This is a genomic window from Halomonas getboli, from assembly GCF_023094245.1.
GTDB classification, from domain to species: domain Bacteria; phylum Pseudomonadota; class Gammaproteobacteria; order Pseudomonadales; family Halomonadaceae; genus Halomonas; species Halomonas getboli.
Genome location: NZ_JALMEW010000001.1, coordinates 633718 through 648286, shown reverse-complemented (window position 1 = coordinate 648286; position 14569 = coordinate 633718). Strand labels below are relative to the sequence as shown.

Annotated in this window: 9 protein-coding genes; all 9 read left to right on the top strand. The window is 62.1% G+C overall.

Going from position 1 to position 14569, the window contains the following annotated elements; all coding sequences use genetic code 11:
- Positions 1 to 53 precede the first annotated feature (53 nt).
- Positions 54 to 1631 (top strand): aldehyde dehydrogenase (NADP(+)), encoded by a 1578-nt coding sequence (locus MYL53_RS03155; RefSeq protein ID WP_247851970.1) that lies wholly within the window; start codon positions 54 to 56, stop codon positions 1629 to 1631.
- A gap of 194 nt (positions 1632 to 1825) precedes the next feature.
- On the top strand, positions 1826 to 2497 hold the full coding sequence (locus tag MYL53_RS03150) for a GntR family transcriptional regulator (protein WP_247851969.1): 672 nt from the start codon (positions 1826 to 1828) through the stop codon (positions 2495 to 2497).
- A gap of 458 nt (positions 2498 to 2955) precedes the next feature.
- Positions 2956 to 4263, top strand: a complete 1308-nt coding sequence (locus tag MYL53_RS03145; RefSeq protein WP_247851968.1) for an NAD(P)/FAD-dependent oxidoreductase — start codon at positions 2956 to 2958, stop codon at positions 4261 to 4263.
- A 42-nt stretch (positions 4264 to 4305) separates the two neighbouring features.
- Positions 4306 to 5748 carry a Na+/H+ antiporter NhaC gene (gene nhaC, locus MYL53_RS03140; protein ID WP_247851967.1) on the top strand — a complete coding sequence of 481 codons (1443 nt, stop codon included), beginning with the start codon at positions 4306 to 4308 and terminating at the stop codon, positions 5746 to 5748.
- A 648-nt stretch (positions 5749 to 6396) separates the two neighbouring features.
- Positions 6397 to 8172, top strand: a complete 1776-nt coding sequence (locus MYL53_RS03135) for a sensor histidine kinase (protein ID WP_247851966.1) — start codon at positions 6397 to 6399, stop codon at positions 8170 to 8172.
- Positions 8169 to 9545 (top strand): sigma-54-dependent transcriptional regulator, encoded by a 1377-nt coding sequence (locus tag MYL53_RS03130; RefSeq protein WP_247851965.1) that lies wholly within the window; start codon positions 8169 to 8171, stop codon positions 9543 to 9545. Before MYL53_RS03135 ends, MYL53_RS03130 begins: the two co-directional genes overlap by 4 nt.
- A gap of 247 nt (positions 9546 to 9792) precedes the next feature.
- The gene (locus tag MYL53_RS03125; RefSeq protein ID WP_247851964.1) at positions 9793 to 10809 is read left to right on the top strand and encodes a TAXI family TRAP transporter solute-binding subunit; all 1017 of its coding nucleotides are present in this window, start codon (positions 9793 to 9795) and stop codon (positions 10807 to 10809) included.
- A gap of 119 nt (positions 10810 to 10928) precedes the next feature.
- Positions 10929 to 13070, top strand: a complete 2142-nt coding sequence (locus tag MYL53_RS03120) for a TRAP transporter permease (RefSeq protein WP_247851963.1) — start codon at positions 10929 to 10931, stop codon at positions 13068 to 13070.
- A 171-nt stretch (positions 13071 to 13241) separates the two neighbouring features.
- Entirely contained in the window at positions 13242 to 14453 is a 1212-nt protein-coding gene (gene lhgO, locus MYL53_RS03115) for an L-2-hydroxyglutarate oxidase (protein ID WP_247851962.1), read from the top strand.
- Positions 14454 to 14569 lie beyond the last annotated feature (116 nt).

The following is a 14569-nucleotide window of genomic DNA, read 5'->3' as shown; positions in this document are numbered from 1 at the left end:
GTTGCTCCGGTTTCTTCACTCTCAAGGCCCTCTACCCCACCAAGGAGACGAGCATGACACTAGAAGGCAAGATGCTGATCGGCCAAGAAACGGTACAAGGCCAGCGTGATGCCATCCACGCGATCAACCCTGCCACCAATGAAGCTCTCGAGCCCGCCTACCACGGGGGTACCCGGGAAAACGTCGCTCATGCGTGCGAACTCGCCTGGGCCGCCTTCGATCGTTATCGGGACACCACGCTGGAGGCGCGCGCGAGCTTCCTTGAAACCATCGCGGACGAGATCGAGGCCCTGGGTGACGCCCTCATCGAACGCGCGGTGATCGAATCGGGCCTCCCCCAAGCACGCATCCAGGGAGAACGCGGTCGTACCTGCAACCAGCTGCAGCTGTTCGCCAAGACGGTACGCGCCGGCGAATGGCTGGATGTTCGCATCGATCCGGCCATGCCGGAACGCCAGCCACTGCCGCGGGCCGACCTCCGTCAGCGCCATGTCGCGCTCGGCCCGGTCGCCGTCTTCGGTGCCAGCAACTTCCCGCTGGCCTTCTCTGTGGCTGGTGGCGATACCGCTTCGGCGCTTGCGGCAGGCTGCCCGGTCATCGTTAAAGCCCATTCCGCGCATCCGGGCACCAGCGAGTTAGTCGGTCGCGCGATTCAGTCAGCCGTCAGGCGCTGTGACTTGCCAGAGGGCGTATTCTCACTGATTTTCGGCTCCGGTCGCGAAGTGGGTCAGGCACTGGTGGCAAATCCGTGCATCAAGGCAGCTGGATTCACGGGTTCCCGCAGCGGTGGCCTGGCGCTTTGGCACGTCGCACAGTCGCGTCCAGAACCGATCCCCTTCTATGCCGAAATGAGCTCTATCAATCCCGTCTTTGCGTTACCTGCGGCGCTAGAGGCGCGTGGTGCGACCATGGGCGAAGCCTTCGTCGGCTCACTGAACATGGGAGCGGGCCAATTCTGCACCAATCCGGGACTAGTGATCGCCATCAAAGGGCCGGCACTGGATCAGTTCATCGATGCCGCCCGGCAGTCAGTCGAGGCTAGTCCGGCACAGACTATGCTCACACCGGGTATCCACGAGGCCTATGAAAGCGGGGTGCAGGGGTTCATCAACAGCGACAAGGCGCGAGAGGTCGCCCGCGGCCAGCAAGACAGAGGCCCGAACCAGTGCCGAACCGGCCTTTTCGTGACGTCGGCCGCAGACTTCATCGGCGATGAAGCATTGCAGGCAGAGATATTCGGCTCGACCTCCCTGGTAGTGGAGTGCAATGACGTCACTGAACTCCACCGCGTCGCCGAGCACCTGGAAGGGCAGCTGACAGCCACATTGCAAATGGACGAGGCCGACCTCGAGACGGCACGAGCGCTGTTGCCCGTTCTCGAGCGAAAAGCCGGACGCATCCTGGTCAATGGCTGGCCCACGGGTGTCGAGGTGTGCGAGGCCATGGTCCATGGTGGCCCCTTCCCGGCCACCTCGGACGCTCGCACCACCTCCGTAGGCACCGCGGCCATCAAGCGTTTCCTGCGCCCGGTCTGCTACCAGGACCTGCCGGATGCGTTGCTGCCAGAGGCGCTCAGGGAAAATAACCCCCTGACTCTGCGCCGTTTGATGGATGGTCAGCGCGAGCTATGATCACGCCGCTCTCCCTCAGGGAGAGCGGCTAACCGCTTGATCTCGCCAATTTGCAACGCTCCGCGCCCATTATTTGCCTCTGACAACATGACGCCCAATCCATACGCTGTCACCGGGAGTGGGAAGCCGCATCATGGACATCCAGGGCATTTTGTATAAAATGTGCAACAACATGTTTTAGGCACAGTCAAGCTATGGCGACATTCAAGACACGCGCACAACTCGTTGCCGACGATTTGCGCAGACGAATCCTCGGTGGTGAATTCAAGGGCGGCACCCAGCTGCGACAGGACGCCTTGGCCAAGGATTATGATGTCAGCCGCATCCCCGTCCGCGAGGCGTTACTGACACTTGAGTCCGAGGGGCTTGTGGAGTTTCATGCTCACCGCGGGGCCTTCACCACAGAATTGTCGGTGCCCAAGATCCGGGAACTTTTTGAGTTACGCATTCTTCTTGAGAGCTACATCCTCAGGCATGCGATCAACAAGCTCACCGAAGCAGACCTCAAGAAAGCCGAAGACATCCTTCACAAGTATGACCAGGCTCTGAATTCCGGCGGGGAAATCGACAACTGGAGCGAATACAACTATGCGTTTCACCTGGCGTTATACGAACCTGCCGGGCTGCCCGAGACCATCTCACTCATCAGCCAGCTGAACACCAAATCGGATCGCTACATCCGCATGCAGCTTCTCTATACCCAAGAGATCGAGAAGGCGGAACGCGAACACCATACCCTGCTGGATCTCGCCCGCCAGGGTCAGGCCGACCAGGCCTGCGAGCTGCTGAAGACGCACATTCAGGAAGCCTGCGAGGCGATCGTCGAACTGCTCGAAGAGCGAGCTCGAGGAGCAGAAAAGACCTAAGCCCCCACCAGCTCCACCTCCTTGCTCATACTGGGGATGCGTCCTATCCGCGTCCTTCAACGCGACAAGCCAGCACTCTCCGCACTCCAGTCGCCAACAATGGCAGGCGATACGGCTCCCCTCATGACCTGCCGTTTCTCACCACGATCGCACGCTTTAGTCGCGTCATCGCCGGCTCATGCCAGGGTCTCTGAAGCAGACTCGCCGGCATGAGCCTCCGATCTTCCATCCTCGACCATCCAACGTCGCCGAGCGTTTTCCGACGTCACCTACCGCTAGCCTCATGGCCCACATGATGCTCTCCCCAGCTGCGCCTGCGGCAGCGGCCCCACGCGACGATCACGGATTGCCCATCACACCTCATCGCTTGTATCGACTTTAGTCGCCCTCTATATTGAACGCATCAGACACATACCTTATATTTTATACAATCGACAAACACAGAATAAGGACCGCCCATGGACTCGCAAGACCCGGCATCCAGTGGCGCCAGCACGAACCGCGATATCACCATTGTCGGAGCCGGCATCATCGGCCTCACCTGTGCGCTGTCATTGAGCCGCCAGGGATGGCGTGTGCGGGTCTTGGATAAGCAAGCTCCTGGCATGGGCGCGTCTTATGGGAATGCGGGCCACATGGCCACCGAGCAGGTCTTTCCCATCGCTGATGCCTCCATTTTGATGCGTCTGCCCAAGATGCTGATGGATCCCACCGGCCCGCTGCGCCTCGACTGGCGACACTTCCCGAAAGCTCTCCCATGGTTTGCCCGGCTCCTCTGGAACCTTCGCTCGACGCCCTATCAGTCGAGCGTGGCAGGCCTTCGCGCCTTGAACGAGCCCAGTCTGGCGGCATGGCGCCGTCTGCTCGACGCCATCAATGGCAGGCATTTAATGAAAGAAGACGGCTCCTTCCTGGTGTATGAGGAGGAGCGCTCACGGGAGACGATCAACGCTCTCCAGTCACGCATGGCCTCACAACAGGTCACGTCAGAGTACTGGCAGGGAGATGCCATTCGGGACAAGGCACCGCAACTATCCGAACGTATCCAAGGCGGACTGTTCTTCCCGGAGACCGCTCATGTCGTAAACCCGTGGCAGGTGACTGACGCCTTAACCCAAGCTGCCAAGGCCCATGGCGTTACATTCCAGCAGGACGAAGTGGTGTCGGGGGACGTCGATGCCCAAGGCGTCAGCTTGCGGATGGCGAACTCCCCCACTGTCCGAACAGGTAAAGTCCTGGTCGCCTGCGGCGCACACTCGGCCGCCCTCACCACTGCCCTGACGGGCATCAATGTCCCGCTCGATACCGAGCGCGGCTACCACCTGATGCTTCCCCGGGAGCGGGGACGCCTGCCCGTGGCCATCACCTCGCTAGAACGTCGATTCATTATGACGCCGATGGACGACGGCTTGCGCCTGGCGGGGACGGTCGAGTTTGCCGGCCTGCACCGACCGCCCAACATGGATCGAGCCTGGAAGCTTCAGCGGCTGAGCCAAGGGCTCTTCAAGGACGACCTCGACATCGCCGATGCCAGCCCTTGGATGGGCTTTCGCCCCTCGCTTCCCGACTCGCTACCGATCATCGATAGCGCGAAAGACGGCAAGGTATTGCTGGCTTTCGGGCATCACCATCTCGGCCTCACGCAAGCAGCAGTGACGGCTGAACTCATCGCTAACCTGGCCATACAAGGAGACAGCTCCGTTCCCTCAGCTCCCCACACGGCACTCGACCTGAGTTCCTATCGGCTTCATCGCTTCGCTGCGTAACCCTCGAAACAGAAACGGAAAAACAATTTCAGAGGAACCATCATGTCCACTTCCATGACGCCGGCAAGGCTACCCAGCATGACTGAGGTCCTTGCCATCATGATCGGCTTTATCGCCATCATGTTTCTCAGCATTAACGTGCTTCAGCTCCCCATCCAGCTAGCGCTCTTCGCTTCCTGGTTTTTGGTCATGGCCTTAGGCATCAGGCTCAAGATCAACTACGAGACCATGCAACAGGGCCTCATCGATGGCATCCATAACGGCATGGAGGCCGTGCTGGTCCTGACGACGGTCGGCGCCCTGATCGGCACCTGGATCGCCGGGGGGATCGTGCCCAGCATCATCTACTACGGTCTGTCGGTGATGAACCCGCAGATTTTCCTGTTTGCCGCCTTTATCATCTGCGCCCTGACCTCACTGGCAACCGGGACTTCTTTCGGGACCGCGGGCACCGCCGGTGTAGCTATGATGGGGATCGGGCACAGCTTCGGTATTCCGCTGCCGCTGGTCGCTGGCGCCGTCATCTCAGGAGCCTATGTAGGCGACAAGATGTCACCGCTTTCCGACACCACGGTCATGACAGCGTCGCTGTGCAAGGTCAAACTGGTGGACCATATTCGCTCCATGATGTGGGTTAGCGTGCCCGCTATTGCCATTGCGTCCGTGCTCTTCCTGATCGTCGGCTTCTTCTACATCAGCGGCGACGTCGATACCTCCCGCGCGTCCATGGCCATGCAGGCGTTAGAGACTCACTTCACCATCAGCCCCTGGCTGCTGCTACCCGCGGTCATCGTGATCCTGCTGCTGACAAAGCGCTATCCCGCCATTCCGGTCATCACCTTCGGTGCCGTGCTGGGCAGCATCTGTGCCTGGTGGGCTCAGGATGTGGCTCCCATTGAAGCGATTCGGATTGCCTATGTGGGTAACGCCATGCAGTCTGACGTCGAGTTCCTCAACACCCTGCTCAACCGGGGTGGCATCGAGTCCATGCTAGGGGTGGTGGCCCTCATCCTGTTCGCTCTCGGCCTTGGTGGCCTCATGGAGAGAGTCGGCATTCTCCAGTCCATCAGTAACGGCTTCCTGCGCTGGGCGAACAACTCTGGTCGCCTGACGCTCTCGACCATGCTGGGCGGCTTCTTTGGCAACTTCTTCGGTGGCGCCGCCTATGTCTCACTGATCACTGCCAGCACCATCACCGAGAAAAACTATGATGACCAAGGTGTGGATCGGCGCGTGCTATCGCGTAACGCCGAGGCTGGCGGCACGATCACGACGCCAATGGTCCCCTGGACAGATGGCGGTGTCTTCATGGCCACCACACTGGGCGTCTCGACCCTGACCTACCTTCCCTTCTTGTGGTACCACATGCTGGTGCTGGCGATCGCGCTCTTCTATGGCTATGCCAATATCGCTATCTGGAGAACGGATCCCAAGGCCGACAGTGATCGAGGAGAGGCTCACGCGGGCAGCATGCAAACCTCGTAAGTCACTTACAACTGAGACGATTCTGCCTGAGCGCATCGTGGCAAACGGCCTCATCACCACGTCAAGGCCAGGGCCCTGCGGAATACGCAGGGCCCTGGCTTATTCAGAGGGGCTTGAGCCGGCTTCCTTGAGAGGATCAACGAACTGATGGCGCCACACCACGAAGCGTCGTCATCAATCCATTGACGGTGTTGCACTCAGAAGTTGCATCCGCCGGGTATTTAGCGTGCTATCACTGCACCTACGTCAAAAAATAGATACCCCATTCCTCCCAATCCGTCATACACCATCTAATGCGGCTGGCTATTGGCAGGGTCACGCACCAACATCTCGACCAACCCAAATCGCACACGTGTCCATACCGACACGGCATCTTCCCCTTGGCAGCGTTGCCGGGACGAGGCAGGCTATCAAACGCTGTGGCGATGGCTTCGTTACGATCCACCGCCAGCGATCTAGCCGAAGGTGAACTGTCATGCCCCTCCCCCCGTGTTACCGACGCCATGCGCCGTTTTCATGCGTCGACCAGGTACTCGAGACCGATACGCTCAGCCCATGGGTGTGCTGCCATCTGCTGTGCTGCCACCCTGCATGCGAAGGGGAGCCGGCCCAGTGACCCAAGTGCTTCGTCGCCGTCTCGGACGCCTGATGATCGTCATCGCCGCCGCCACCCTCGCCTTGGTGTTGTGGTGGGTGTGGCAATGGCAGCTGGAGCGTGTCACGCATGAGGCACGTCAACACGCCGATTCGCGCCTCGCGCTCTACACCGGCAGCCTCAACGGGGCACTGGAACGCTTCAGCTACCTCCCGGGCCTGCTGGCTCGCCATTCTCTGGTCCAGGCGGCGGCGGTCGATGACGTGGGCGTTTTCACCGCTCAGGTCAATCGCTACCTGGCCCAGGTGGCAGAACGCTCGGGGGCCCAGGCCATCTTTCTGATGGATGACAAGGGTGTCACCATCGCCGCCAGCAATCACGCCGACGAAGACAGCTTTCTCGGCCACCATTATGCCTTCCGGCCCTACTTCCAGGACGCCATGGCCACGGGCCAGGGCGCATTCTTTGCCATCGGCAGCACCACGGGGCGTGCCGGCTACTTTGTCTCTGCCGCCGTCAAGGGCGGCAACTCGGAACGCCCCATCGGGGTATTGGTCGTCAAGGTCTCCCTCGAAGCGCTGCAGGACAACTGGCGGCAGGCCGGCGAGCAAGTGCTGCTCTCCGATGCCAACGGCGTGGTGATCCTCTCGAGCCGTCCCGAGTGGCGGTATCGTCGCCTGGACGACATCGGTGACAACGCCATGAAGGAGATCAACGAACAGCGCCAGTTCCTCGGGGCACCGCTGCGTCGGCTCGGCGAGCGCCTGCCCGACGGCTCGCTGCATATCGGCAGCGCTGGCCGTGCAGATGTGGGGGATCGCTACTTTGACATGACCCTGTCCCAGGCGACCCTCGGCTGGACCATGCACTATCTGGTCCCCGTCCGGCCACTCTATACCGTCGCACGCAACGCTCTGCTGGCCGCTTCCGGCGCCACGTTAGCCCTGCTCTTGCTGGGTCTCTGGCTGCGCGAACGCCAGAAGCGACAGCGTCTGCGTGATCGTGAAGCGCGCATCATTCGCGAGGCCAACGAGCGCCTGGAGGCAAGGGTACAGGCGCGTACCCAGGAGCTCGAGGCGGCCCAAGCGGAACTCGTCCAGGCCGGCAAGCTCGCGGCGCTGGGCACCATGGCGGCAGGTATCGCCCACGAATTGAACCAACCCTTGGCCGGCATCCGGACCTATGCGGCAAGCGGGGTTCGCCTGCTGCAACGCGGCCGTGAGGACACGGCCATCACCAACTTCCACCATATCCACGACCTGTCCGATCGCTTGGCGACGCTGATCCGGCAGCTCAAAATCTTTGCTCGCAAGGGCGGAGCGGTCGAACCGGTCGATCTGGGGGCGCGGCTGCATTTCGTGCTCGATCTGCTCGAGGACCGTCTACAGCGTCAGGGGGTCGAGCTCCATCTAGCGCTGCCCGAGGCGTCCACGGCATGGGTCGCCGGCGATAGCGTTCGCATCGAGCAGCTGCTCACCAATCTGCTACGCAATGCCCTGGATGCCCTTCACGAGGTGCCCTCTCCGCAGCTGGACATTCGCGTGGAGCTGGGCTCCCAGCGGGTCGATCTGATCGTGGCGGACAATGGGCCCGGCATCGACGAGGCCACCCTCGAGCATATCTTCGACCCGTTCTACACCACGAAGGAGGTGGGCGACGGTCTCGGTCTGGGGCTGTTCATCGCCTATGGGATCGTTCAGGATCTCAACGGTCGCATCCGCGCCGAAAACCGCCCCGACAGCCTCGGCGGTGCCGTCTTCCATGTCGAGTTATCGCGGGTAGAGGACGAATCATCACGGCAACCTGACCACGAGGACACCCCGACATGAGTGAACTGCCCGTCTGGCTAGTCGATGACGATCCTGGCGTACGGGAATCGCTGACCCAGTGGTTCGAACTTTGCGATTTACCGGTTCGCACCTTCACGGGCGGCCAGGCGGCGCTTGACGAACTCCGAGCGGGCTCCCCCTGCGGCGTGCTGATCTCCGACGTCAAGATGCCCGGCCTCGACGGCCTGCAACTCCTGCAGGCCGTACAGGACACGGATGATGACCTGCCGGTGTTGCTGATGACGGGCCACGGCGATGTGCCAATGGCGGTACAAGCCATGCGCCAGGGAGCCTGGGACTTTATCGAGAAGCCTTACGACCCCGAGCGTCTCGAGGAGCAGGTTCAGCGGGCGCTGGAGCGCCGCCGTCTGGGGCAGGAAAACCGCCGTTTACGCCAGGCGCTGCGTCAGGGCGGCCTGGCCGCGCGACTGATCGGTGAGGCGCCGGGCATGCAGCGCTTGCGCGACCAGATCGCCAATCTCGCCTCGACACGCGCCCATGTGCTGGTCCATGGCGAAACCGGCAGCGGCAAGGAAGTCGTGGCGCGTTGTTTACACGAATTCGGTACTGGCAACGCCACGCCATTCGTGGTCCTCAACTGCGGCGCCATCCCCCCGGAACTCGTCGAGTCAGAGTTGTTCGGCCACGAGAAGGGCGCCTTCACCGGCGCAGTGGAGAGCCGCGTCGGCAAGCTCGAACACGCCAGCGGCGGCACCCTGTTTCTCGACGAGATCGAGTCGATGCCCCTCGCCACTCAGGTGAAATTGCTGAGGGCGCTGCAGGAAGGAGAAGTCACAAGGCTGGGCAGCAATCACGTCATCCAGGTAGATCTGCGCGTGGTGGCGGCGACAAAGACCGACCTGCTGCAGCAGGCGGCGCGCGGTGAATTTCGCGAGGACCTTTATTACCGGCTGGCCATCGCCGAGCTGAGCATTCCTCCCCTGCGTGAGCGTCGCGAAGACCTTGCCACGCTGTTCCTGCACTTCAGCCGTCAAGCGGCCGAGGTACATCAGCGCCCTCAACGCGAGGCCGATGGGAAACTACTGGCGGCACTGGGGCGCTATCACTGGCCGGGCAACCTGCGCGAATTGCGCAACGCGGCGACGCGCTTCACGCTCAATCTGGACATCCCTTTCCTCGAGGTGGCGTCCGGGGACGCAACGGAAGGATCGCTCGCCGATCAGATCGCGGCCTTTGAGGCCTCCTTGCTGCGCGCGGCGCTGTCTCGTCACCGTGGCAACATCCAGGCCGTCCTCGACGAGCTCGACCTGCCGCGACGGACGCTCAATCAGAAAATGCAACGCCACGGCCTACGTCGCGAGGCGTTCTGCGGACAAGACGACACCGGCAAGACGGCCGACGACCCTATCTAACCGCCCTGCCCCAACCGACTCGTCAGACTCGGCATCAGGAAGCGACGCCGCGCTTCTATGGCATCGGCAAAAAATGGCCGATGGCCAGGTTCCGCGTCGGCCAAAAATGGCCGATGGCGCATGACTGGCTCACCCATAACCACCATAATCAACTGATACAAAAAGGCTTCTACCTTTCTGGCAAGTGCTTTGCCCTTGAGCGGCTGTCAACATAACAAACGCTCACTGTCCTCAAGGGAGACATGGCATGCATAAACGTCAGTTCCTCAAATCCGCCATCAGCCTGGCTTCTGCCGCCGCACTGGGTATCTCCGCGTCCTCTGCCCTGGCCCAGGAATCCCACCAGTACATCATGGGCACCGCCACCACTGGCGGTACCTACTATCCCGTCGGCGTCGCGCTCTCGACTCTGGTCAAGGTCAAGCTCGAACCTGAGAGCGGCATTGCCCTCTCGGCGATCAGCTCCGCCGGTTCCAGTGAGAACCTCAAGCTGATGGACGAGGATCAGGCCCAGTTTGGCATCCTTCAGGGGCTGTATGGCGCATATGCCTGGGAGGGCGAAGGCCCCGTTCCCAAGGCGTATAAAGATCTGCGCAGCGTGTCGATGCTGTGGCAGAACGTCGAGCACTTCGTGGTCAATAACGACAGGGTCGACTCCGGCACGATCGACGACATGACGAACCTCTACGACGCATCGTTCTCGATCGGGGCACGCAACTCCGGCACCGAAGGGTCCGGCCGCTACATCCTCGGCCAGCTGGGCATTACGCCGGACGAGATGGATATCGCCTACCTGGGCTATGGACCGAGCGCCGACGCCCTGCAGAACGGCACCATCGATGGCATGAACATTCCCGCCGGTGTCCCGGCCTCGGCGGTGACTCGCGCCTACGCCAACGCCGATGGCGATATCACCACGCTGGACTTCACTGAGGCACAGCTGGCGAAGGTCAACAGCCAGTTCGAGCTTTGGTCTGCCTACGATATCCCGGCCGGTACCTACCCGAATCAGGACGAGGTGATTCATACCATCGCCCAGCCCAATATCTTGGCGGTACGCGCCGACGTGCCTGACGATGACGTCTACGCCATCACCAAGGCGATGTACGAGAACCTGCCGTTCCTCAACAACATTCACCCGGCCACCAAGGCGATGGCGCTGGAGAAAGCGATCGTCGGCCTGCCCATGCCACTGCATCCGGGTGCAGCGCGTTTCTTTGAGGAACAGGGGATCGAGATTCCCGAACGGCTGATCGCGGAGTAATCCGACTCCCGCAGCGGGCGTCCGGCTGCCTGGCCGGGCGCTCTGCCCCCTTTCCAACGGACGGTGCTGCGCTCGATCGCGACGCTGTCGCTACCGCACGCCGCCTTCAGGAGATCGCTGTGAGCAACTCGACCCTCGATTCCATACGTGATGAGGATGCACAGGAGGCCGATGAGCGCCTCTCACATCCCTGGCTGGGGCCCTTTCTCACCGCCTTTGCCATCGTCATTGCCTGTGTGCACCTCTACTTCAACACCTTCTCGACGCTATCCACTCTATGGACGAGCGCATTGCATTTCGGCCTGTTCGGCGCGCTGTGTGCCCTTGCCGTGCCATTAGCGCGTCCCCGCCAGGCCGGGGCACGGCGGGCCGTGTTCGCCATCGATATTCTGCTGGCGGTGGCCACCATCGGCTGTGCGGTCTACCTGATGGTCTTCGAGAACGCCCTCTACGAGCGTGGCGTGACCTTCATCGCCTCAGACTGGATCGTCTCGATCATGGCCGTGGGGCTGATCCTCGAGTTCGCGAGACGCACCACCGGCTGGTTCATTCCCGTGCTGTGCGTGATCGCGCTGACCTATGTGGCCTGGTGGGGCCAGTACGTACCTGGGGTGTTCAACTTCCCCGGCTTGTCGTGGGAAACGGTGCTGTTCCGCAGCTACATCGGCGGCGAGGGCATGCTGGGCTCCATTGCCCGGATCTCCTGGTCCTACGTGTTCATGTTCATCCTCTTCGGAGCCTTTCTGGTCAAGTCAGGCGCCGGCGACTTCATCATCGAACTCGCCCGTTGCGCCGCAGGACGGTTCATCGGCGGCCCCGGCTTTGTGGCCGTGTTCTCTTCGGGCTTGATGGGCTCCGTGTCGGGGTCGGCCGTCGCCAACACCGTCTCCACCGGCGTGATTACCATCCCGCTGATGCGCAAGGCCGGTTTTCCGGCCCGCTTCGCCGCGGGCGTCGAGGCCTCGGCGTCGACGGGGGGCCAATTGATGCCACCGGTCATGGGAGCAGGCGCCTTCATCATGGCCTCCTATACCCAGGTGTCCTATCTGACCATCATCGGTGTCGCGGCCCTGCCCGCCCTGCTCTACTTTCTGTCGGTCGCCATGTTCGTGCGTATCGAAGCCAAGCGCAGCAACGCCCAACATCTCGACGATCCCGATGCACCGCGCATCGGTGAGGTGCTCAAGGGCGGCTGGCACTATCTGCTGCCGCTGATCGTGCTGGTCACGGCACTCGTCTATGGCTTCACCCCGACCTATGCGGCGGGCATCGCGATTGCGTCCGTGATCGTCGCCTCCTGGCTGTCCAAGCAACCGATGACGCCGCAGCTCATCGTCGCGGCACTGGTGCAGGGCACCCGCAACATGATCACCACCGCGATCCTGCTGATCACCGTGGGGCTGATCATCAACGTGGTCTCGACCACCGGCATCGGCAATACCTTCTCGCTGATGATCACTGACTGGGCGGGCGGCAGCCTGCTGATCACCATCGTGCTGATCGCCATCGCCTCGCTGATCCTGGGCATGGGCCTTCCGGTCACCGCGTCCTACATCGTGCTGGCAACGTTGTCGGCGCCCGCCCTGTACAACCTCATGGCCCACGGTCAGCTGCTCGACCTGCTCGTCGCCGGCCATCTGCCGGAACAGGCCAAAGCGATATTCATGCTCGCGGCGCCGGATCAACTGCAAGCCCTCGCGGCACCAATGAGCATGGCCGAGGCCCAGTCCCTGCTCGACGCCGTACCCGATACCTTCAAGAGCCAGCTCTATGAGCAAGCACTGTCGCCCCACTTCCTGACCATGTCGCTGGTCGCCGCACACATGGTGATCTTCTGGCTGTCACAGGACTCCAACGTCACTCCCCCGGTGTGCCTGACCGCCTTCGCCGCCGCGGCGATCGCCGGCTCACCGCAGATGCGTACCGGCCTGACCGCGTGGAAGATTGCCAAAGGGCTCTACATCGTCCCGCTGCTCTTTGTCTGGTCGCCGTTGATCACCGGCACGCCGCTGGAGATGACCATCGTGTTCGTCATGGCGTTGTTCGGCATCTACGCCATCATCGCGGGTCTTGAGGGGTATCTCGAACACGAACTGACCTGGTGGCTGCGATTGCTGATGTTCCCGATCGGCGCCCTGATGCTGTGGCCACACGGCATGCTCACCATCGACCTGGTCGGTTTGGGTATCTTCCTCGCCATCTTCGTGTGGAGCGCACGCCAGGGACGCGAGCAAGCGGGATACACCGCCCGCCCTGCCTGAACGACCAGGTCAGCCGGCGAGATCAGCCCCACGTGGTGAACCCTGAACCTCGCCACACTTCCCTTCGAGGCGCGTGGTGGGGCCATCTCGCCGGCCAGTGACACGGCATGGCTTCAGGCCCAGCAGGCCAAGACGGCGCCGTGCCGCAGGACAACGAACAACGAGGACGGCATGTACGATTTCATCATCATCGGCGGCGGCATCCTGGGCATGTCCACTGCCATGCAGCTCCAGCGGGCATACCCGGATCGCAGGATGCTGCTGGTCGAAAAGGAGCCAGAGGCGGCCCGCCATCAGACCGGGCACAACAGCGGCGTGATCCACGCCGGGGTCTACTACACCCCGGGCAGTCTCAAGGCACGCTTCTGCCTGGCGGGTAACCGCGCCACCAAGGCCTTCTGCGAGACCCACGACATCCCCTACGACAGCTGCGGCAAGCTGCTGGTGGCCACCAACGAGAGGGAAATGCAGCGCATGAAAGCGCTGTGGGAGCGCACCGAGGCCAACGGCCTGGAGCGAGAGTGGCTGGAGCCCGAAGCGCTCGCCGAGCGTGAGCCGAACATTACCGGGCTCGGCGGCATCTTCGTGCCCTCCAGCGGCATCGTCGACTATGCCGCCGTGACCCGCGCCATGGCGGCCGAGTTCGAACGCACAGGGGGTGAGATCCGCTACGAGACAGAGGTCACCGGCCTGCAGGAACGGTCTCAGGAAGTGGTCGTGACCACCCACGACGGTGACATCACCGGGCGCTATCTGGTCACCTGCTCAGGACTGATGGCCGACCGGGTGATCCGCATGCTGGGCCAAGACCCGGGGTTCAGCATCTGCCCCTTCCGCGGCGAGTACTATCGGCTGACGGAGCAGCACAACGACATCGTCAACCACTTGATCTACCCGATTCCGGATCCCTCCATGCCCTTCCTGGGGGTGCACCTGACGCGGATGATCGATGGCTCTGTCACCGTCGGCCCCAATGCCGTGCTGGCCTTCAAGCGTGAGGGCTATCGCCGGCGCGACGTGTCCCCGCGTGATCTCACGCAGATGCTGACCCACCCTGGCATCCGCAAGGTCCTGGCTCGGAACTTGCGCCTCGGGCTCGCAGAAATGAAGAACTCGCTGCACAAGCGTGGCTACCTGGAGTTGGTGCGCAAATATTGTCCGAGTTTGACCCTCGACGACCTCACGGCCTACCCGGCCGGCGTGCGCGCTCAGGCAGTGTCTCGCGACGGGACGCTGGTGGACGACTTCCTGTTCGTCAACACCCGCCGCACCGTCAACGTCGGCAATGCCCCGTCGCCGGCAGCCACCTCGGCGATCCCCATCGGCGCGCACATCGTCGAACAGGTGAAGGCGCAAGCCGATATCCAACCCGCAACAGCCTGAGCACGACAGTGCCTGTTGATGGCCCATCTACGCCATGCCAGTGGAGCCGGGATCTACCGGCATGGCGCTGTCAGGAGAAAGCTGCACAGGCTGCACCACCATCAGCAAATGACAGA